The organism is Metabacillus mesotrionivorans, assembly GCF_052171315.1.
Lineage (GTDB): Bacteria > Bacillota > Bacilli > Bacillales > Bacillaceae > Bacillus_P.
The window spans coordinates 233,116-253,951 of record NZ_JBQMFF010000001.1; the positions used below are offsets into that span (position 1 = coordinate 233,116).

At 43.8% G+C, this 20,836-nt stretch carries 18 protein-coding genes; 15 read left to right on the forward strand and 3 right to left on the reverse strand.

Annotation, left to right across the window (positions count from 1 at the left end; translation table 11 throughout):
* Positions 1–218: 218 nt before the first annotated feature.
* Both ACTSEZ_RS01095 and ACTSEZ_RS01100 read left to right on the forward strand, forming a co-directional pair.
* Positions 219–1,067, forward strand: coding sequence for a VOC family protein (locus ACTSEZ_RS01095; RefSeq protein ID WP_369732315.1), 849 nt, complete (start codon positions 219–221; stop codon positions 1,065–1,067).
* Between the two features lie 269 nt (positions 1,068–1,336).
* Entirely contained in the window at positions 1,337–1,837 is a 501-nt protein-coding gene (locus tag ACTSEZ_RS01100; protein WP_369732316.1) for a DoxX family protein, read from the forward strand.
* Between the two features lie 406 nt (positions 1,838–2,243).
* Here the strand turns inward: ACTSEZ_RS01100 and ACTSEZ_RS01105 are convergent, their stop codons facing one another.
* Entirely contained in the window at positions 2,244–2,732 is a 489-nt protein-coding gene (locus tag ACTSEZ_RS01105; RefSeq protein ID WP_369732317.1) for a DinB family protein, read from the reverse strand.
* 227 nt (positions 2,733–2,959) lie between these two features.
* On the opposite strand from ACTSEZ_RS01105, the gene desA reads away from it, so the two are divergent.
* From desA to ACTSEZ_RS01120, 3 genes are all read left to right on the forward strand, one after another.
* Positions 2,960–3,979 (forward strand): Delta(5) desaturase DesA, encoded by a 1,020-nt coding sequence (gene desA / locus ACTSEZ_RS01110; protein ID WP_369732318.1) that lies wholly within the window; start codon positions 2,960–2,962, stop codon positions 3,977–3,979.
* Positions 3,980–4,098: 119 nt separating this feature from the next.
* Positions 4,099–5,223 carry a sensor histidine kinase gene (locus ACTSEZ_RS01115; protein WP_369732319.1) on the forward strand — a complete coding sequence of 375 codons (1,125 nt, stop codon included), beginning with the start codon at positions 4,099–4,101 and terminating at the stop codon, positions 5,221–5,223.
* On the forward strand, positions 5,220–5,819 hold the full coding sequence (locus tag ACTSEZ_RS01120; protein ID WP_203289788.1) for a response regulator transcription factor: 600 nt from the start codon (positions 5,220–5,222) through the stop codon (positions 5,817–5,819). Before ACTSEZ_RS01115 ends, ACTSEZ_RS01120 begins: the two co-directional genes overlap by 4 nt.
* Positions 5,820–6,165: 346 nt before the next feature.
* Here the strand turns inward: ACTSEZ_RS01120 and ACTSEZ_RS01125 are convergent, their stop codons facing one another.
* The gene (locus ACTSEZ_RS01125; protein ID WP_369732320.1) at positions 6,166–6,651 is read right to left on the reverse strand and encodes a DinB family protein; all 486 of its coding nucleotides are present in this window, start codon (positions 6,649–6,651) and stop codon (positions 6,166–6,168) included.
* Positions 6,652–6,778: 127 nt separating this feature from the next.
* Here ACTSEZ_RS01125 and ACTSEZ_RS01130 point away from each other — a divergent pair, with 127 nt between their 5' ends.
* From ACTSEZ_RS01130 to ACTSEZ_RS01175, 10 genes are all read left to right on the forward strand, one after another.
* On the forward strand, positions 6,779–7,591 hold the full coding sequence (locus ACTSEZ_RS01130; protein ID WP_369732321.1) for a GNAT family N-acetyltransferase: 813 nt from the start codon (positions 6,779–6,781) through the stop codon (positions 7,589–7,591).
* A gap of 21 nt (positions 7,592–7,612) precedes the next feature.
* Complete coding sequence (locus tag ACTSEZ_RS01135; protein WP_369732322.1) at positions 7,613–8,152, forward strand: DinB family protein; 540 nt, start codon at positions 7,613–7,615, stop codon at positions 8,150–8,152.
* Between the two features lie 98 nt (positions 8,153–8,250).
* Positions 8,251–10,110, forward strand: a complete 1,860-nt coding sequence (locus tag ACTSEZ_RS01140; RefSeq protein ID WP_369732324.1) for a sensor histidine kinase — start codon at positions 8,251–8,253, stop codon at positions 10,108–10,110.
* Positions 10,111–10,126: 16 nt separating this feature from the next.
* Positions 10,127–11,668 (forward strand): response regulator, encoded by a 1,542-nt coding sequence (locus ACTSEZ_RS01145; protein WP_369732325.1) that lies wholly within the window; start codon positions 10,127–10,129, stop codon positions 11,666–11,668.
* Positions 11,669–11,788: 120 nt separating this feature from the next.
* Complete coding sequence (locus ACTSEZ_RS01150) at positions 11,789–13,141, forward strand: extracellular solute-binding protein (protein ID WP_369732326.1); 1,353 nt, start codon at positions 11,789–11,791, stop codon at positions 13,139–13,141.
* A 177-nt stretch (positions 13,142–13,318) separates the two neighbouring features.
* Positions 13,319–14,317, forward strand: a complete 999-nt coding sequence (locus ACTSEZ_RS01155) for a carbohydrate ABC transporter permease (protein WP_369732327.1) — start codon at positions 13,319–13,321, stop codon at positions 14,315–14,317.
* A gap of 12 nt (positions 14,318–14,329) precedes the next feature.
* Positions 14,330–15,649 (forward strand): carbohydrate ABC transporter permease, encoded by a 1,320-nt coding sequence (locus tag ACTSEZ_RS01160; protein WP_369732328.1) that lies wholly within the window; start codon positions 14,330–14,332, stop codon positions 15,647–15,649.
* A 37-nt stretch (positions 15,650–15,686) separates the two neighbouring features.
* Positions 15,687–16,787, forward strand: a complete 1,101-nt coding sequence (locus ACTSEZ_RS01165) for a Gfo/Idh/MocA family protein (protein WP_369732329.1) — start codon at positions 15,687–15,689, stop codon at positions 16,785–16,787.
* Positions 16,788–16,899: 112 nt separating this feature from the next.
* Positions 16,900–19,902, forward strand: coding sequence for a glycoside hydrolase family 2 TIM barrel-domain containing protein (locus ACTSEZ_RS01170; RefSeq protein ID WP_369732330.1), 3,003 nt, complete (start codon positions 16,900–16,902; stop codon positions 19,900–19,902).
* Positions 19,903–20,045: 143 nt separating this feature from the next.
* Complete coding sequence (locus ACTSEZ_RS01175) at positions 20,046–20,552, forward strand: GNAT family N-acetyltransferase (RefSeq protein ID WP_369732332.1); 507 nt, start codon at positions 20,046–20,048, stop codon at positions 20,550–20,552.
* 16 nt (positions 20,553–20,568) lie between these two features.
* Here the strand turns inward: ACTSEZ_RS01175 and ACTSEZ_RS01180 are convergent, their stop codons facing one another.
* Entirely contained in the window at positions 20,569–20,829 is a 261-nt protein-coding gene (locus ACTSEZ_RS01180; RefSeq protein WP_369732333.1) for a hypothetical protein, read from the reverse strand.
* Between the last annotated feature and the right edge of the window lie 7 nt (positions 20,830–20,836).

The window sequence follows — 20,836 nt, forward strand, 5'->3', positions numbered from 1 at the left end:
AAATAGCAAGTAATTCTGAGGGCATGACTTTAACCGGTGATGCTTTTATTTTTTGTAGATAAAATCTCACATCCATACAGGAAAAAGGAGAATAACCAATGGAAAGATAGAGATCTGCGTATAGCGCAGATCTTTTTAAATGGAATAAGTAATTGACTTTAAATACTTACTTAAATATAATTACTTACATAAAGTAAGTTAAATTGAGGAGGTTTAACATGGGCTTTCATAATGCGCCAAATACGTATACAGGAGAAGTAAGAATAAAAGTAAAGGACGTAAAGCGTTCTTTAGCATTTTACAAAGAAGTCATCGGGTTTAAAGTGCTGAATGAAACAGAACAAACAGCAGAACTTACAGCTGACGGGAAAAACGTGCTTCTTTCAATCGAGCAGCCTCCGAACATTGCTCCGAAACAGCAAGGAACCACTGGCCTATATCATTTTGCCCTGCTGCTTCCTGAACGTTCAGACCTTGGAAAAGTGCTGCAGCACCTGGTAAACTTGAATATTCCGCTTGGTGCTTCAGATCATCATGTAAGCGAGGCCCTGTACTTAAATGATCCCGACGGAAACGGCATTGAAATCTATTCAGACCGGGATGCTTCCAAATGGATTTGGCAAGGCAGCCAGGTGGCAATGACAACAGAAACACTTGATGCGCAAGATGTGCTCGCAGAAGCGAAGGGTGAACCATGGCTTTCTTTGCCTGAAAATACAGTGATGGGACACGTTCATCTGCATGTTTCCTCCTTAAAAGAAACGGAAGCGTTTTATGATCAGGGACTTGGATTTAAGACCGTTGCCAGGTACGGAAGACAGGCCATGTTTATGTCCACAGGCGGCTACCATCACCACCTCGGCCTGAATACTTGGGCAGGCGAAGGAGCACCTGCACCAAATCCTGAAAGTGCCGGCCTGGAGTGGTTTACACTCATCTATCCTGATGCTGATGCACTTGAACAGGCTGTTGCACGGTTAAAGAATATGGGTGCGAAAACGTTTATTGAAGATGGCTTTGTGATGACTGCTGATCCTTCAGGAAACCGGATCAGATTAACATATTGATGTGATAACCTTGACGGCTGGGCTGTTGAGGTTTTTTTTCTGGGGGATGGAGTATCTGACTGGGAGACTTGAATGGTCTGAGCTGTCTAAATAAAAAACATTTTGAACACTTTGTGAAAGCGGTTGTATAGTTGATGGTGCAGGAGTATAGTAAGAGTAAGGAAAGTTAGTGAAGTATTTCACAAACTTTTCGGAGTAAAACCAGCTGGCAGGGCTCATATATTTTTAATTACTTATGTGAATCTTTTCACAAAGAGGAGATGGAAATGATGGCTTGGTTAAGAGGACCGAAAATGGCGATTGTTTGGAGCGTTCTTCGCATATGGCTAGGCGTTCAATGGTTGGAAGCAGGGATAGCGAAAATAGCAGGAGGCTTTGATGCCACGGGCTATCTGCAAGGTGCTATTGCAAAAGCGGGCGGCGAGCACCCGGCTGTTCAAGGATGGTACGCTGCATTTCTGAAGCATATTGCGCTCCCCAATGCAGACCTTATCAACATTCTTATTCCTTGGGGAGAATTACTGGTCGGAATAGGCTTGATCATCGGACTTGCAACACTTCCGGCATTGCTTGCTGGAGCATTTATGAATCTTAACTTCATGCTGGCGGGCACGACAAGCACCAATCCGGTCCTCTACACCGCAGCCTTTCTCCTGATTGCGGCTGGTGCAGCCGCCTGGTTTTACGGATTAGACAGACTGGTATGGCCTTACGTTAAAAAAGAGTTTAAACATAAAAAATGGATTAGAAAACATGCAGCTGTTCATTGAAGATGAAGGCTGGGAAGGTATTTGGAAGTGGCGCCAGAAATAGTGATCGGGACAGAGAAAAGTGGCAGCACTAAGGGGAGTGTGGCCAGAAATGGTGGCCGGAAACAGAGAAAAGTGGCAGCACTGAGGGGAGTGTGGCCAGAAATGGTGGCCGGAAACAGAGAAAAGTGGCGTCACTAAGGGGAGTTGCACCAGGAATGGTGGCCGGAAACAGAGAAAAGTGGCAGCACTAAGGGGAGTTGCGCCAGAAATGGTGGCCGGAAACAGAGAAAAGTGGCGTCACTATGGGGAGTAGCGCCACAAATCTTGCATTCATACAGCATTAATAGAAAAAATCCGAACAAATTCCTCATTTTATAAGGAATGCAGTTCGGATTTTTTTGGTTAAACTATCCAATGTACGTGTTTAAAGGGACGGGATATTCATTTCAGCCCATTCTTCCTTTGATGGTCCGTACGCGCCGTAAACAGGGAGTCCAGCCTGACGCATCAGCACGGTCAGCTGTCCGCGGTGGTGAATTTCATGCTTGAGGAAAAGGGACAGTGTCAGTCCGTTCTGCCACTCGTAGCCAAAAACTTCATTTGTTTCCTGAAGTTTTTCGTCGTCCCATTTGCTGACAGCTTCAATGACTGAATCTGCACCGATCCGGTACTGTTCTGCGATGTCAGAAGCGCTTGCAGGCACCTCGCTGCTTTCTGGATTTTTAATGCTCAGCCCCATCGGTTTGAACATGGAATCGTTTGGCACAAGGTGCCTTGCGAGTTCCCCGAGTGTCCGGTAACCGGGAGCCGTTTCCTGTTTTAAAGAATCATCTGTCAGGGCATCAAGCAATTTTTTAGTCAAGACCGCCTCATTTTTGTAATCTGCGAGAAAATTTTCTACGGTAACAAACATTATCATCTCTCCGTTTCAATTAGTATTTTTCAGAACGTATGTGCTGTTTCGTAAACTAATTCTCTGCAGAATCTTTCTTTTCCTCCTAAAAAATATAAAAAATATAAAAATGCAGAAAAACCTATATGACATTTATCATGTATGGTCTATGACACATATGTCTGCACAGACGTTTGAAACCCCTTTATAATTTGAAGTACCTTATTTGAGAAGGGAATCAATAAACTATGAGCAAAGAATTACAGAAAAACTTACGTAAACAAGTAGCTCCATATGAAAAAGCCAATACGAAAGCAAGCATCATACAGATGATCAACACACTCGGACCCTTTTTTATTCTATGGATTCTGGCTTATCAGAGCCTGCAGATTTCTTATGTCCTGACGCTTGCCTTTACGACAGCAGCCGCCTTTTTTCTGACGCGGATTTTCATCATTTTCCATGACTGCTGCCATCACTCGTTTTTTAAAAGCAGAAAAGCAAACAAATTTGTTGGAACCATAACTGGCGTTTTAACTCTATTTCCTTACAGCCAGTGGCAGCACGACCATTCCATCCATCACGGAACAAGCGGGAATCTAGACAAGCGCGGAACCGGTGATATTTGGGTTTTAACAGTGGATGAGTATCTTGCTGAGCCGGTGTGGCGCAGAATTGCCTACCGTTTATACCGCAATCCTCTCGTTATGTTCGGACTCGGACCTACCTATGTATTTCTTTTGAAAAATCGTTTTAATAAAAAAGGCGCAAGACGCAGCGAGCGTTTAAATACCTATCTTACAAATGTTCTGATTGCCGCAGCAGTTGCTGTGCTGTGTCTGACAATCGGCTGGGAAGCATTTTTGCTTGTCCAGGCGCCGCTGTTTTTGATCTCAGGTTCCCTTGGAGTATGGCTGTTCTACGTGCAGCATACATTTGAAGATTCTTATTTTGAAGAAGACGAAAATTGGGATTATGTGAAGGCAGCAGTTGAGGGAAGCTCATTTTATAAGCTTCCAAAGCCGCTTCAGTGGCTGACAGGAAACATCGGCTACCACCATGTTCACCATTTAAGCCCGAGAGTCCCTAACTACAACCTGGAAAAAGCGCATGTAAACACAGAGCCGCTTCAAAACATCCCGACCATCACCCTTAAAACAAGCCTTCAGTCTCTGAAGTTCCGTTTATGGGATGAGCAGGGGAAGAAGTTTGTCGGCTACAAAGAAATCCGCGCTTACGCAAAAGTGAGAAGAAGTCAGACTGTATAAATGAAAATGGCATGCAGCCAGTAGGCTGCATGTATTTTCTTATGAAGTCAGATAACAAATATATTGCGGGAGCTTCCGCTTTTCTTGTGATAAAATAGGTAAAAAAAGGAGTTTCCATCATGCTGAAGAAATACATAAACAACGGAATATCTCCTTATATCTGGGCCGTCCTAAGCATATTGCCGTTTTATTTTATCCTGCAGTCTTCATCGACAGCTGAAATTGCAGTGGGTATATCGCTGACCATCTTGTTTTTTATTATTTTCCGCCTCGCCTTTATTTCAAAAGGGTGGCCTGTCTATCTTTGGAGCTGCCTCTTAATGGCCATCTCCTTCACATCGATGTACCTGTTTACCTATATTTATTTTTCTTTTTATATCGCCTATCAAATTGGAAATATAAGAGACAGGGTTGCTTTTATCACGCTTTATGTCGTTCATCTTGTCGTGACAACTGCAGCCATAAATTTCAGCCTGATTTTAAAAGAATTCTCCTTCCTGCAGCAGCTTCCGTTTATTATCATTACATGCATCAGCGTCATTCTTCTTCCATTTAATATTTATAATAAAAAGGAAAGAGGCCAGCTTGAGGAAAAACTTGAAGATGCGAACAAGAAAATTTCGGAGCTTGTAAAGCTTGAAGAACGTCAGCGGATTGCGCGCGACCTGCATGATACGCTTGGCCAGAAGCTCTCGCTGATCGGCTTGAAAAGCGACCTTGCCAGAAAACTTGTGTACAAGGATCCTGAAAAAGCGAGAGAAGAGCTGAAAGACGTACAGGCGACTGCCAGAACCGCTCTTAATGAAGTCAGAAAAATGGTTTCCCAAATGAGGGGCATCCGGCTGAAAGAAGAAATGGTCCGGGTTAAGCAAATTTTAATGGCTGCCGAGATCGAGTTTAAGATTGAACAGAATGCGGCACTTTCCAATGTGACGCTTCTCACTGAAAATATATTGAGCATGTGTCTGAAAGAAGCTGTAAACAATGTCGTCAGGCACAGCGGGGCAAAAACGTGCTATTTCAAAGTGGAGCAAACGTGGGACGGGATTATCATGACCGTCAGAGACGACGGAAAAGGCGCCATCACTGAAGGTGATTTTACAAAGGGCAACGGTCTGAACGGCATGAAAGAGCGGCTTGAGTTTGTAAACGGAAGTCTTGATATTCAGTCTGAACATGGGACTGTTCTTATTATAAAAGTGCCGAATGATGTGAAACAAAAGGAGAAGGAGGATCTCATATGATCCGGATTGTAATTGCAGAAGACCAGCAAATGCTGCTCGGTGCTCTAGGATCGCTTTTGAACCTTGAAGATGATATGGAGGTCGTTGGAAAAGCAAATAACGGGGAAGATGCAGTCTCATTAGTAAGAAAACTTAAGCCGGATGTATGCATCACAGACATCGAAATGCCCGGAATGAACGGTCTAGAGGCTGCTGAGGCGCTTAAAGAAGATGCATGCAAAGTCATTATTCTGACGACCTTTTCACGAACCGGGTATTTTCAGCGGGCGATTAAGGCCGGCGTCAGTGCATACCTCCTGAAGGACAGCCCGAGCGAAGAACTGGCAAACTCCATCCGCAGTGTCATGGAAGGCAGAAGAATTTATGCCCCGGAACTGATGGATGACGTCTACAGTGAAGAAAATCCGCTGACAGAGCGGGAAAAAGAGGTACTGGAACTAGTTGCTGACGGAATGAATACGAAAGAAATTGCAGAAGAGCTCAGCATCAAAGCCGGCACCGTCAGAAACTACATTTCCACCATCTTTGAAAAACTCGAAGTCAAAAACAGGATCGAGGCCATTTCTCAGTCGAAGGAAAAGGGATGGTTTAAATAAACGTGAAAAACCTCGAGAACCGGGAATTTAGGGGCTTGAGGTTTTTTGTTTTGGCAGCGGAAAAGTGTTGCAGATAAGCACACTTTTCCGGTGAGCCGTAAACCTGAAAGTGTTGTTAACCCGAGTAAGAACACTTTCCCCGTGAACAGGCATCCTGAAAATGTCGCAAACGCATGTTAAGAACACTTTCCCTCTGACCAGGCATCCCGAAAATGTCACAAACGCAGGTTAAGACCACTTTCCCCATGAGCAGGAAGCTCGAAAGTGTCACAGGCCTGAGTTAAAATATTTATCCTAAGCGGGAATCCCCCAAGTGTCATAAAAGTCCGCCAAAAAAAGCAGCCGTTCAAACGGCTGCTTCTTCTCTTTTAATCGCTTTATGGATTTGTTTAATCGTTTCAAGGTGCATGGCTTCGTGGAAGAAGCTGAACAAAAAGGTTTCTCCTACTGTATAGAACGTAATGCCTGCACTGTTCGTGAACGGTTGTTTTAGATCTTCATGATAGTGCTCCGGGATAAATGCTTTAATGCGGTTTGTCTGGTCCTGCAGAACCGCCCTGATTTCACTCAAGGGTGGAACGTGCTCTCCCCAGTCGGCAGGAGATGTTCCTGCACTGAACAAATCCTTGTATTCGGCGGGAAGCTCAGGTTTTCCGCCCGAAATGTCGAAGACGATTTTTTCCTGAACAAAGGCAATGTGCCCGAGATTCCAGCGGATATTGTTGCTAAAACCTTGCGGAATGACATCTGCACGCTCTTCTTTTATTTTTCCAAGGGTATTCAGCGTAATATCCCTTACCGTTTCCATATGTTTCATCATAATCTGATCCACCCTAATCCCTCCTCACGTTCTTCAATTCTAGGTTTATCCACTATTTCCTTCCTGTTCATGAAAAAGGAATTTCCGGGGGTGATACAGAATACTTTTAGTGAAAATAATTATACACCGGAGGATTTACATGCTTGCAGAGAAACAATTAAAAGAAATAAAAGAGCTGCAGTCAGAATGCGAGGAGCTTGATGGCATTCAGTTAAAGCTAAACTGGGATATGCTGCAAACCGGAGAGAATGAGCATCTTCTTCACTATGAAAATGGCATGCTTGCCGCCTTCCTTGGAATTTATGGCTTCGGCAGCAAAGCAGAGCTGTGCGGGATGGTGAAGCCTTCATATCGCAGAAGAGGCATTTTTACTCACATGCTGAATCAGGCGCTCGCTCAATGCAAAGATACATATAGAGAGATTCTCTTAAACGCTCCGGCTGAATCCCGGGCTGCAAAGGAAATACTGAAAAAAATGCCTTGCACATATTCGATATCTGAATACCAGATGAAATGGGCAGAAACGCCGCTTGAAGAAGATAATCTCGTCAATCTGAGGCCTTCTGAGCCGGCAGATTTAAACCTTGAGACACAGCTTGATGTTCTCTGTTTTGGATTCCTTGAACACGAAGCAGGACCCTATAATCGTTCTCTTAAAAGAGAAGCAAATCAGGATTTTATCATCATTGAATATAAAGGCAAATCGGTTGGAAAACTTCGCGTCTCCCACTCTTCCGGTGAAGCATGGATTTATGGCTTTGCCGTTCTTCCGGACTACCAGGGAAAGGGGATTGGGAGAGACACACTGAAGAAAATTGTCTTAAAAGAAACAGGGGCAGGCTATCCTGTTTTTCTGGAAGTGGAAGCTAAAAATGAACATGCTCTGAGACTCTATGAATCATGCGGATTCAAAGCATTTCATGTGCAGGATTATTATCAGGTGCAATTTTAGAAAAAGAAAAGGATGAAGATGATGAACACTCGCCCAGAGCAAAATGAATTTCCGGTCTACTATACAGACTATATCGAACTTGTTCCGGAAGGTGATATTGAATATAACCTGAAACACCAAATTTCAGAGACGTTAAAGCAGCTGAATGATTTATCCGAAGAAGAAGGAACCTTCAAGTATGCCCCGGGAAAATGGAGCATAAAGGAAGTCATCGGCCATATAACGGATACTGAAAGGATCATGGCTTACCGCCTGCTGTCTATCGCAAGGGGGGAGGCTGCAGAGCTTCCGGGATTTGATGAAAATGAGTATGTTGCAAAAGCTGATTTTAACAAGGTAAGCATGGATGATCTGCTGCAGAATCTTTTTGTTGTAAGAGAAGCCACTCTTCTCCTGTTTAAGACACTCGGTGATTCAGACTGGAAACGAACCGGCATTGCCAGCGGACAGAATGTTTCTGTAAGAGCCATCGCCTATATCATCGCAGGTCATGAGCTTCATCACAGGAGGATTCTTGCTGACAGGTACTTGATTGGCCAGAGTGTTCCTAAATCTCTTTAATAATATTTTTAAAAAACCGTGCCTGACAGGCGCGGTTTTTTTCAGAAAATAGGCTCAATTCATCTGTCATTCTTCAGGAAAATTGGTACTATTAAATTATGAAGACTATCAAAAATCCTCAAAATCGGACAAACACACTAACAGGAAAGGTTCGCAGCCTTTCTATTTTTCACAGGCTTTTACTTGCTTTTTTCCTGGTCATTATCATTTTCAGCACGGTGATTATTACGGTTGTTTATGATGTTGTCGAAGACAGGATCTATGAAACAAATATCAATTATGTTTCGCAGAATGTTGAAGCCGTTAAAAGGCTGATCAATAAAGAACTTGATTCATACATGTCAGATGCAGCCGAGTTTGCTCAGGAGACTTCTGCCGCCTTAAAGGCAGCTGAAGCACTGGAGCCGGAATCGGAAGAATTTCGGGAAAAGGAAGCTGAAATCAATGATAAACTGTATTCTTTTTTTTCCAATCCTTATGTGAAAAATGCGCAAATTGTTACGGGGGAGAATGAATATGTTCAGCGCTCGATAGAGGGAGAGGAAAGAGGTGCCCGTATTGCTGATGCTGCAAAATTTGGAGAATCACAAGTATACAAAAGGGGAACGTCCATCCCCTATCAGCCGGCCTTTCACAATACGATAAGGGAAACCGGTGTTTATTATACGGGCAAAAACATATCTCTTGGAAACTATCTCACCATAACCACCCCTGTTCTTTCCGATTCAAAAGAATATCTTGGTCTGCTGATTTTAAATGTGGACATCTCATTTTTAACAGGATCGATGGATTTTAAAAAGCAGTTTAATCAGGATTTGTACATTGCGGATCAAAAAGGCATTATTTCATCGTTAAGCAATCATTATTCATTCCTCTATTATCCGGAAGAGATTTGGGAACGCATTTATTCAGAAGATGCAGGGGTCGCTGAATTTTCCCTTGAGAAAGGAAACAGGATTGCTGTATATGACCAGCTCGGTGTAAGGGACTGGAAGGTAATCAGTTTGTTGAATGTTGACGATTTAATGGCGGATGCCCATACAATCAGAAACCGCATTCTCCTGCTTACTACGATAGCCCTGATCCTGTCAGCCGGCATTTGTATTTTTGTTACCTCCACCATTTACAATCCGCTGAAAAAACTTGTGCAATCCATGAAAAGCTTTGGGGAGCACAATGTGGTGACGGTGTACGATGATCCGTATCAGGATGAGATTGGAAGTGCGGGAAGACAATTTCTCACAATGGTCAAGCAAGTGAACAGGGCTGTACAAAAAGAACTTGAAATCGAAAAACTGCATCACAGCGAAAAATTGAAAAGAAAGGAAGCAGAGCTTAAAGCACTGCAGATGCAGATCAATCCTCATTTTATCTACAACACACTTGATATTATCAGATGGAAAACCATGCGCCTGGAAAATGGAGCAGGACCTGTCAGCAGTACAATCGGCGGATTTGCCAAGCTTCTCAGGTATAACATTTCAATAGATGAAGGCTTGGTAAAGGTTCATGAGGAGCTTGCGCACATAGAACAGTATATCGGCATTCTTTCTCTGCTGCATGATACTGAAATCTCGCTACAGAAAAAAATGGAGCCGGAGGAAATTGCTCACTGGCACATCCCGAAATTTATTTTTCAGCCGATAGTTGAGAACGCTATCATTCATGGGAAAATCCATCAATCCGAGAATGGAATAATCAATTTGATAATGAGAGAAGAAAAGGGTGCTCTCTATATTGAGTTCAGTAACAACGGCAAATCAATCACAAGAGAAAGAGCAGAGCACATTCAAAATAAGCTCATGAAACCGGAACATGAAAAAGGGAGCATCGGCCTTGTAAACATTCATGACCGAATACGTCTGCTTTTCGGAGAGGAATACGGCATTAAAGTAAGCTTATCAAATGACGAAAAACTAAAAGTTTCAATCATGCTGCCCATTATTAAGAACAACTGAAAGAGGAGGAAGACGCATGCTGAAAGTAGTCATTGTCGATGATGACAAAATTGTGAGGGATGGCTTAAGAGAATTCGTTGACTGGAAAAGCATGGGGTTTGAAGCGGTTCAGACGCTTGCTTCTGCTGAAGATGCGCTTCATTTTCTTGAATCAAATGAAGCAGATGTGGTGCTGACTGACATCGTCATGGATGAAAAAAACGGAATTGATCTTGTCCGGGAATCGGCAAAACAGAATGAACAGCTGAAATTTGTGCTGCTGAGCGGACACGGAGAATTTAATTATGCGAAAGAAGCGTTTAAACTTGGAGTTTTTGATTATCTGACAAAACCGGTTCAATTTGATGAATTGCAGGAAACCTTCGAAAAACTAAGAGATGTTGTCACGAAAGAAAAGATGAACATGATTAATCATAAGCTTTACCGGAACGCACGGATCAGCCAGCTGCTGAATCAGCTTGTTTCCAATCATTATGATCTGACGTATTCAAAACTGGATGAAATGTCCATGTTATTCGGAGGGAAGTCATTTACAGTCATCAGGCTCTACATCACTAACCTGCATTCCATTTCTCTTTCCAAAGAAGAAATAGAAGCTTCTCTGCAGAAAATGATTTCAGCGCACCCTTATTGTTATCTTTTCAATAACAGACTGTCTGAACTTGCCATATTCGCCTCTTCAGATTCCAAAGACCGCATTATTCAAAAGCTTGCCGGTCATTTGGAGGAGCTTGATAAGAACTTCGGCGTGAAAGTCTCCGCCGGAATAGGAAACAGCTATGACTCTCTTGAAAAAATTGCTCAATCATACAGAGAGGCAGGGGAAGCCATCACCTACAGGTACTATCTTGAAGATGAAAAATTCATAGATTATGAGGCAATGGAGAAGCAAAAGATGAATATCTATATGCCTGAAGAAGCAAAGGAAAAGATCATTGCCTTTTTAAATCACGGGGAATTCAGTGATCTTCAGGAGTATGTCAGGGGCATGATTGAAGAAAATGCACGAATTAACAGCGAAGACAGGAGTATTTTTTACGATATCAGCATGGAGCTTTTAAGACTTGTCAGAGAGTTTCTTGAAAGCAGGTCTCACATTGATTCAATTACCGGTGAAATGGAACGGGAATTTATGTACACCGTTTTAAAGAAACAGACGGCAGGAGAGGTGATGGAGTACCTTGAGTCCTTTATCAAAAAGCTTCATCAGTCTCTGCAGCGCTCACAAAATGATTCGTCTCATGCCATCATTCATCATGTGAAAAAATACATTCATGACCATTTCGGGGATGAACTCAGCCTGCAGAGGCTCGCAGAGGTTGTCTATGTTCATCCTGCGTATTTAAGTGCTTTGTTTAAAGATAAAACAGGTGAAAACATCCTGCACTACATCTCTAAAGTAAGAATGGAAAAGGCGAAAATTCTCTTAAAAGATTTGTCGCTCAGGATATACGATGTCAGCAGTTTAGTAGGCTATGAAAGTTCAAAGCACTTTTCAAAGGTGTTTAAACTGTTCACAGGAATGACACCCAAGGAATACAGGAACAGCCTTTCCTGAAAATATCCGCAGATCAACAACGTTAAAAATGAGGACTAAATCTTAAATTTGTGCCATTGTAAGCGCTTTCTCACCTTCTTATAATTGGAGTATCAACGTTTATAAGGGGTGGAATGGGGGATGAACGTATTGAAGAAAAAGGGGATCATCATGATTTTGGCTGCTGTACTATTGCTTGCAGCTGGCCTCGCCGGCTGTTCTAATGGAACTTCGGGATCAGCAGACAGCAAAAAAAGCAGCGGTAAAAACGGAGGATTTGAGCTTACATACTGGGTAGGTCCAGATGGTCTTGACGAGTACGAGCAGTCCGTTGTCGATGAGTACAATGAGCTTTATCCGGAGCATCCGATTAAACTGGTCACAATGCCTGAGGGCGAAGGCGGCGAGCTGATGGCGGCCATGATGTCAGGAACGGCTCCAGACGTATTGATTCTTGCATACGGAGAGATTGAAAAGTTTGCTTATGCAGGTGCGCTTCGTCCGATGGATGAGTTTTTTGACGGCTGGGATGACTACAAAAACATCAACAAGGACATGGTGGAGAAATTCAAGTTGAACGGCAGCCGTTATGCCCTTCCTGCAGGAGAATATGCGATGGGCTTTTTCTACAATAAGAAAAACTTTGAAGCTGCAGGCATCACTCCTCCTGAATCCTGGACATGGGAAGATTTGATGAAAACGTCTGAAAAATTGACAAAGCCTGAAGACGGGCAGTACGGGTTTGCTTTAAACTGGGGCCAATGGGCTGACTGGTGGTTTAATATGTTTGTATGGGGAGCCGGCGGGGATTTGACGAAAGCAGGTCCTGACGGGGAACTGATTCCAACGTTTACAGATCCTGCAGTTATCAAAGCAGCACAGTTTTACCGTGATCTGAAAGAAAGCAAATCCATTCAGACTGATATGTCAAGCAAGCTTGATCAGCTTCAGCAGGACTTTGCTTCCGGCAAAGCATCGATCATTTATCACGGCATTGATGATGTGAAGAAGTTTGTACAGCTTGGCATGAACCCTGATGATTTTGGCGTTCTTCCTATTCCGGAAGGACCGGCGGGAGTAAACCCTACACAGGTAGGCGGCTCAGCTTATGTTATTCATTCAAAAGTACCTGAGGAAAAAATTGACGCTTTGACAAAGTATTATGAACTTGCTTCAAGCAAAAAGTTCTATGAAGGAAAGATTGAATACTTCCAGGATCAGGGCTTCAGCTTAACGAATACCCTTCCTCGTACAGATATTGATACAGATAAGTATTTTGCAGATACAGCTCCGGATATTCTGCAGGCGATGGAAAACTCGTCAGCAAACGGAAAGTTATCATGCTACGGGTCATCGGTTGTATCGCAGTTTATTGACCAGGCCGTGCAGAAAATGTTTGTAGACACAGATCTCGACATCGAAAAAGTGTTTGCAGAAGCTGAAAAAGAAGCCAATAAACAGGCAATACCAGAGTACAACAAAACCATTAAGTAAAAGCACAGCCGGGCCAAACAGGTCCGGCTGTTTCGTTTTTTTTCGCTGTTTTGTATACCTTTAAAATGAGCACCAAATCTTAAAACGGCGTCATTGTAAGCGTTTTCTTTTACTCCTATACTAGAGTTATCAAAGAATTAACTCACAGCAGCTGAACTAAAGAAACGGGGTGGGGGCTTGTCAAAAACAAGAGACGGTGGAAATTTGCACGCTTTGTCCAATACAGAAATGGTGCCAACTGCACCTGAGCAGCCGCTTCAACTGAACAAGAATCTGCTAGCGGCAAAGAAGCGAAACAAAAGAGAATTCATCACAAATAAGCGGCTGGTTCCATGGCTCTTTCTGCTGCCTGGTATTTTAGCAACTCTGTTGCTTAAATACGTCACGATCGGCACGAGCGTCACATGGTCTTTCTTTAATGTCACTGTGCAGGACATGCCGGGGGAATTTGTTGGCCTGCAGAACTATATCAATCTCTTTACGGCTCCGGATTTCGGCATAACGTTCGGAAATACACTAGTCTATCTCGGACTCACCCTGCTGTTATGTTTCCCGGTTCCAATCATTCAGGCAGTCATCTTAAATGAGATCAGAAGCAAAAAACTGAAAAACTGGTTTTCAACATTGTATATCCTTCCGGCGGTTATTCCGGGTACAGTCATTATTGTCATCTGGAGATGGATCTGGAATCCGGAATATGGCGTGGCAAACTACATATTCGGCTTGTTCGGGCTTGAAAACCAGGCGTGGCTCAGCGACCCTGAACTTGTCAAACTGTGCATCGTGATTCCGGGAATACTTGGCGGAGGGTTATCCGTGCTTCTGTATTATGCGGCTATTCTTGGAGTCCCGAAAGATATTTATGAAGCAGCGGAGCTTGACGGCTGTTCAGGATGGAAAAAAGTCAGATATATCATTCTGCCAAATATCAAATTTATCATACTTGTTCAGCTGATCATGACTGTCATCGGAACATTTCAGATTATGGATGTCATTTTCCAGTTTACAAACGGCGGCCCTGCAGGGGCATCGAACTCACTGGGTCTGAACATCTACAAGCTGTTCAATGAACAATTCCAGTACGGACAGGGCAGCGCATTATCAACTGTCTTGCTTCTCATCATTGCCATCATTACACTCATTCAGCTGAAAGTCAGCAAAACGGATGCGGACTAAAAGGAGGGCCAAATGAAAAAGCGAAAATGGACACACTATGCAACGGTAAGTGCAACGGTCATCATGATAGCGGCTCTTCTTTTTCCATTGTTTTATGCGCTCAGCATTTCACTGCAGGATGAATTTTCAATCTATAAACCAAAGCCGCAGTTCCTACCTGAGAAGGGGAAAAATGTAGTGCTGGAAGTGGACCTTGCGTCCCTTAAAAATGAAAGCAATTTAGAAGATGCCATTCTTCAGGATGCGACTCTGGCAATTTTCTCAACCTTTATCGAACAGAGAAAAGAAGGAATTACAGAGATTGATTTTATCGGGAAAATGGATGGTAAAGTCATCTTCCTTTCCGAGGCCCATACGTCTAAGTTAGCACTTGAAAATGATTATGGAGTTTACAAACGAACAAACCCGACGCCAAAAGTTCTCCTTGGAAAAGACCGCTACAAGCAGTTTATGAAAAATATAGGCTATGAATTTGACCCTGGAGGCATACAGGGGAAAAACATAGAGAAAAGTCAAAACGACTCCGCTCTGGTCAAGGCGGTGAGTGAAAATTTTAAAGAGAAATATCCCCTGAAAGGCGAGCTTGCGAATGTAGGGGTGACGTATTCGTGGGTGCAGGTCATTGAAAAATATGCCTACTACTTTGCTCTGCCTAAATACATGTTCAGTGATTCAGAAGCCGTCGCGAAATACGGACTGTTCGCCTTCGCCTTCAATACGTTTCTGACAACGGTATGGGCGATTTTGTGCCAGGTATTCCTGCCGGCCCTGACAGCCTACCCGCTTGCGAGACTTCTGAAGAAAAGAACATCAGACGCCGTGACGATGTTTTTCCTGATCACGATGATGATTCCGTTCGTCAGTATTATGGTGCCCCAGCTCATTCTCATGAAGAATGCGGGAATGTATGACAACTATTGGGCGATGCTCGTTCCATGGCTCGTGCCGTCACCGTTTTATATTCTCCTGTACAAGGCCTTTTTCCAGAGAATCCCGCACAGCCTGTTTGAGGCGGCAAGAATGGACGGTGCAGGAGAATTCTATATCTTTACAAAAATCTGCATGCCGATCTCAAAACCAATCATTTCGCTTATTGCCATTCAGGCGTTTATTGCAGGCTGGTCCGATTTCTTCTGGTATTTTATTTCAACAAAGCAGGCTTCACTCTGGACCTTGAATGTGGCGATCTTCAACATGAGCGAATCCCAGGCAATCAAACAGAATTTCCTGATGGGCATTTCGATCGCTTCCGTTATTCCGATTATTATCTTCACCTTTATTTTTGCAAGGCAGCTGAAAGAGGGAGCGCTTGGCTCTTCTGTAAAAGGCTGAAAACGCTGGAATCATAATTGAACTGGAGGAAAAAACGATGTCAAACAAAATTCTTAAGGTTGGAATCATTGGATGCGGGGGGATTGGAACTCAAAAGCACCTCCCTGCTCTTTCAAAACAAAAAAATGTGGAACTCACTGCTTTTTGCGATCTGGTTGAAAGCCGTGCGCAAGACGCTGCTGAAACGTTCGGAACAGCCGGGGCGAAAGTGTTTACGGATTATCAAGAGCTTTTAAAAGAAGAGCTGGATGTTGTGCATGTCTGCACGCCAAATAAATCGCATTCTTATATCACGATTGATGCCCTTGAGTCCGGTAAACATGTGATGTGCGAAAAGCCAATGGCAAAAACGGCTGATGAGGCAAGAGCGATGGTAGAGGCAGCAAAAAGAACCGGAAAAAAACTGACGGTCGGCTATCAGAACAGATACCGGGATGACAGCATGCATTTAAAGAAAATCTGCGAATCGGGCCAGCTTGGAAACGTTTATTACGCAAAAGCACATGCGGTCAGAAGGCGGGCAGTGCCGACCTGGGGAATCTTTTTGAACAAAGAAGAACAAGGCGGCGGGCCTCTCATTGATATCGGTACACATGCACTGGACCTGACTCTATGGCTGCTGAATAATTACGACGTGAAATATGTGGTCGGCAATACATACAAAGCGTGGGACGGCCGAACAAGTGAAGCGAATATATTCGGAGCCTGGAAACAGGAAGAGTATGAAGTGGAAGACTCGGCCTTCGGTTTTATCACGATGGAAAACGGCGCAACCATAGTACTTGAATCAAGCTGGGCTTTAAACACACTTGATATTGGCGAAGGACAGACAACGCTTTGCGGGACAGAGGGCGGTGCCGATATGAAGGACGGCCTCAGAATCAACGGAGAAGAATTCGGAAAGTTCTTCATGAAAAAACCTGAGCTGAATGACGGATCGGTCGCTTTCTTTGAAGGGGAGACAGAAGAACCTCAGGACAGAGAAGCAAGAATATGGATTGAGGCCATTTTGGAAGACCGGGAGCCTCTTGTAAAACCGGAAGAAGCTCTCCGTGTGAGTGAAATTCTTGAAGCCATTTACGAATCAGCTAAAACGGGAAAACCTGTTTATTTAAAAAAAGAAGAAGCATTTGCCTGAAGAAAAAAGGAAACCGGCACGTTCTAAAGAAATAGGAAAAGAGCTATCCGCTGCTGATAACGGGGATAGCTCTTTTCAGTCAATCAAATTTTAGCAGAAAGAGGTATCTGATATGACCCTTGAAAAAGTATGGGAAAACCCTCAAATTCTTCAGATAAACCGTGAAAAGCCTAGAGCATATTACATACCCTACCATGATGAGCGCGCGAAAAGAAGAAATCGCCAGCTTTCAAATCACTTCCGCCTTTTAAATGGGGAATGGAAATTCAGGCTTTTTTCCAATGTTAACGGCATTAAGGATGAGCATGTTTCCAGTGATACAGATGTTTCGGACTGGGACCGCCTCCTGGTTCCATCATGCTGTCAGACAAACGGCTATGATCAGATGCAGTATGTGAACGTCAGATACCCCTTTCCATTTGATCCGCCGCACGTTCCGAATGAGAATCCGGCGGGGGTTTATGTAAAGGATATTCAGATATCGGAACTCAGGGAAAGCAAGGAACAGTTCATCGTTTTTGAAGGAGTCAGCTCTTGCTTTTATTTATATGTAAACGGGACATTTGCCGGATACAGCCAGGGAAGCAGAATGCCTGCCGAATTCAACATCACCCCTTATCTGAAAGATGGAAAAAACAGACTGACAGCCGTGGTCCTGAAGTGGTGCGACGGAAGTTACCTTGAAGACCAGGACATGTGGAGATATACCGGAATCTTCAGAGACGTATACTTGCTCAGCCGGGATGTATCCCGCATACAGGATGTGTTCAGCAGGGCTGTCTTGTTAGAAGACCTCACTCAGGGAGAGCTTCAAATCGATCTAACGGCGAAGGGACGCTGCCATGCAGAGGTTCTGCTGAAAGATGAAAGAGGAGAAACGGTCTGTCATATAGCCAGGGAAATAAATGGAACTGAATCATTAAGCATGACTGTGGACAGTCCGGTTCTCTGGAATGCCGAAAACCCTGAACTGTATGATCTGTATGTAAAAAGCGGGGAGGAAGTCCTTCACTTTCACGTCGGGTTCAGGCGGATCACAATCGAAGACGGAGTCTTTAAGATTAATAATGAAGCAGTCAAATTAAAGGGTGTGAACCGCCATGATTCTCATCCGAAACTAGGCCATACAATCCCTCTGAATCATATGAAAAAAGATTTGCTGCTCATGAAAAAACATAATATGAACACCGTCAGGGCTTCGCACTATCCGAATGATCCAAGATTTTTGACCCTTTGCGATCAGCTTGGTTTTTATGTCATTGATGAAGCTGATCTTGAATGCCACGGTGCAGGAGAAGCGGGTGATATTCACTGGCTCAGTAAACAGGAGAACTGGCAGGCTGCCTTTTTGGACCGCATGGAAAGGCTTGTCGAGAGAGACAAAAACAATCCTTCTGTCATCATTTGGTCACTCGGAAATGAGGCAGGATACGGAATCAATCATATTAAAATGGCGGAATGGGCAAAGAAAAGAGATACAACAAGGCTCACACATTACGAAAGTGCGGCAGAAGGATACCAAGGGCATGAAAATACAGAAGCTCTTGATATGGAAAGCAGAATGTACCCGACACTTCAGTATGTAGAGGAATATGCCAAAAATGAAAGCAAGACAAAGCCGATGTTCCTATGCGAATACTCGCATGCCATGGGAAACGGTCCTGGAGATGCGGCGGACTATTGGGAGCTGATTTACAAGTATCCAAAGCTCATGGGAGGATGCATCTGGGAATGGAATGACCATGGAATCAGCAGGACAGACGCCAGAGGAAATGTGTCATATGCCTATGGCGGGGATTTCGGCGAGAGTATTCACGATGGAAATTTCTGCATAGATGGACTCGTTAAGCCGGACAGAACCCCTTCAACCGGCCTGAAGGAAATAAAGGCCGTGTATAAACCGGTCCGTTTTACAATGAAGAGCGCCGAAGAGGGATTGGTTGAAGTAACGAACCTGTTCGACTTTACTAATCTCTCAGACTATGAAATTCAATGGATGGTGGAACGGGACGGTGAAGTGGTTCAGCAGGATGTCATTTATGATCTGGACCTTGACCCGAAAGCGTCAAAAGTCATTCAGATTCCTTACGACATTCCGGAAACATCAGTCAGCAGCTATTACCTGACCGTTTCCCTCCTTCAGAAAAAGACGACCCTTTGGGCTGGAAAAGGCCATGAACTTGGGTTTGAACAGTTTCAGCTGCCGGTCATCAGGCAGGTTTCGGAAAAACGAAAAAGAAAGCATCCTCTAAAAACTGAAAGAAACGGCAATAAACTTGTAATTACAGGTCTTGATTTTACCTATGTCTTCAACCTGGAATCGGGACAATTTGAAAAGTTGTCGCTCAATGACTATGAATGCCTTGCGGGAATTCCGTCCTTTACGGTTTGGAGGGCGCCGATTGATAATGACGCACCTATTATAGAAGAGTGGAAGAAGCATGGCTTTGACAAGCTGACTACGCACATCTACAAGGCGGAAATTGTGCAGAAAGATGAAAGATTGATTGAACTCCAGGTCCATTTTTCATTAAGCGCATTCAGCCGTTTTCCGGTAGTAAAAGGAACAGCAACCTGGAAGGTGCACAGCAGCGGAGCCATTGCCGTTACCTGTGAGGCTGATGTAAACGGGGATAGTCCTTATCTTCCGAGATTTGGCCTTGAAATCCCGATGCCAAAAGAAAACGATGAAGTAGAGTATTTTGGATACGGTCCTCACGAAAGCTATATCGATATGAAGTCATCCGTACGAAAAGGCAGGTATCTCACAACCGTTCAAAGCATGCACGAGCATTACATTTATCCGCAGGAGAACGGCTCACGGTACGGGACAGACTGGGCAATTGTGTCCAATGAACTCGGAATGGGTCTGAAGTTTTCTTCAAACAAGAGCTTTTCCTTTAATGTCTCCGGCTATGCTCTTGATAATTTGACCAAGGCGTCACATGATCATAAATTGAAGCTGGACGACAGCAGAACATGGGTTTATATTGATTACAAAATGAGCGGTGTCGGCTCAGGAGCATGCGGACCGGCGCTTGCTGAAAACTATCAGGTGAACGAGAAGGAAATCAGCTTTTCATTTGAAATGGAGCCGATATTTAAAGAGTATTGAGGGTGAGGCGAAAAGACCAACCGGGAAGACGGCTGGTCTTTTCGCTTTTTATACAGAGTCCGTCATTCTCTGTAAAGCAGTAAAATAGACTGATGGTATAAGAACTTCATTAAAACCAAGAGTTCGGACGGGGGAAGCGTAATATGGATGTTTTAATTGAAAAAGTGGACCGCCAAACGGCTGTTGACATTCTGGGGTGGCGCTATGAGGCACCGTACGACTTTTATAACATGGAAGTAAGCGAAGAGAACATTCATGGAATGCTGACACATCCCTACTATGCAATGAAGAACAGAGCGGGGGAGACAGCAGGCTTTTTCTGTTTCGGCATCACGGCTCAGGTTCCAAGCAGATACATGTCTCAAATCTATTCAGCAAACATGATCGATATCGGCCTTGGCATGAATCCCCGCTTAACCGGAAAAGGGCAGGGATCTGCATTTTTTGCCTTTATTCTCAATCAGGCAAGAGCAGGCTTTCCTAATACCCCGCTCCGGCTGACGGTGGCCTGCTTTAATGAGCGTGCTTCGCGCATTTATGAGAAAGCGGGATTTAAAGAAGCGGTAAGGTTTGAGAAAGAGGGGGTCACGTTCAAAGTTATGGTGCTGGAAGAGCGTGGGTTTAAGAGGATCCGGCAAGCTCAGGTATGATTGAGCTTGCTGGTTTTTACCCTTTAAGTGATCCGAAAAAATACAGGATCCCAAAGACAAGAAGTGCTCCAACAATCAGCAGCAGCGCAATGATGCTGAAGAGAATCCATCCAAGACTTTTTCTGCCGGTCTGGATAAAGAAAATACATAGAGCGAAAATGGTTAAGAAATAACCAAGTACCGCCCACAGCCACCTGTTTTTATTGTATTTCGGAGCTTTTATGAATAAGTAAACCGCAAAAACAGCACTAAAAAGAAAATTGTACAGCCATTCCATAGATTAA

Excerpts from the sequence above, each read along its gene's own strand:
- ACTSEZ_RS01095 (WP_369732315.1), top strand. The coding sequence starts at position 219 with ATGGGCTTTCATAATGCGCCAAATACGTATACAGGAGAAGTAAGAATA.
- ACTSEZ_RS01100 (WP_369732316.1), top strand. The coding sequence starts at position 1,337 with ATGGCTTGGTTAAGAGGACCGAAAATGGCGATTGTTTGGAGCGTTCTT.
- ACTSEZ_RS01105 (WP_369732317.1), bottom strand. The coding sequence starts at position 2,732 with ATGTTTGTTACCGTAGAAAATTTTCTCGCAGATTACAAAAATGAGGCG.
- desA (WP_369732318.1), top strand. The coding sequence starts at position 2,960 with ATGAGCAAAGAATTACAGAAAAACTTACGTAAACAAGTAGCTCCATAT.
- ACTSEZ_RS01115 (WP_369732319.1), top strand. The coding sequence starts at position 4,099 with ATGCTGAAGAAATACATAAACAACGGAATATCTCCTTATATCTGGGCC.
- ACTSEZ_RS01120 (WP_203289788.1), top strand. The coding sequence starts at position 5,220 with ATGATCCGGATTGTAATTGCAGAAGACCAGCAAATGCTGCTCGGTGCT.
- ACTSEZ_RS01130 (WP_369732321.1), top strand. The coding sequence starts at position 6,779 with ATGCTTGCAGAGAAACAATTAAAAGAAATAAAAGAGCTGCAGTCAGAA.
- ACTSEZ_RS01135 (WP_369732322.1), top strand. The coding sequence starts at position 7,613 with ATGAACACTCGCCCAGAGCAAAATGAATTTCCGGTCTACTATACAGAC.
- ACTSEZ_RS01140 (WP_369732324.1), top strand. The coding sequence starts at position 8,251 with ATGAAGACTATCAAAAATCCTCAAAATCGGACAAACACACTAACAGGA.
- ACTSEZ_RS01145 (WP_369732325.1), top strand. The coding sequence starts at position 10,127 with ATGCTGAAAGTAGTCATTGTCGATGATGACAAAATTGTGAGGGATGGC.
- ACTSEZ_RS01150 (WP_369732326.1), top strand. The coding sequence starts at position 11,789 with ATGAACGTATTGAAGAAAAAGGGGATCATCATGATTTTGGCTGCTGTA.
- ACTSEZ_RS01160 (WP_369732328.1), top strand. The coding sequence starts at position 14,330 with ATGAAAAAGCGAAAATGGACACACTATGCAACGGTAAGTGCAACGGTC.
- ACTSEZ_RS01165 (WP_369732329.1), top strand. The coding sequence starts at position 15,687 with ATGTCAAACAAAATTCTTAAGGTTGGAATCATTGGATGCGGGGGGATT.
- ACTSEZ_RS01170 (WP_369732330.1), top strand. The coding sequence starts at position 16,900 with ATGACCCTTGAAAAAGTATGGGAAAACCCTCAAATTCTTCAGATAAAC.
- ACTSEZ_RS01175 (WP_369732332.1), top strand. The coding sequence starts at position 20,046 with ATGGATGTTTTAATTGAAAAAGTGGACCGCCAAACGGCTGTTGACATT.
- ACTSEZ_RS01180 (WP_369732333.1), bottom strand. The coding sequence starts at position 20,829 with ATGGAATGGCTGTACAATTTTCTTTTTAGTGCTGTTTTTGCGGTTTAC.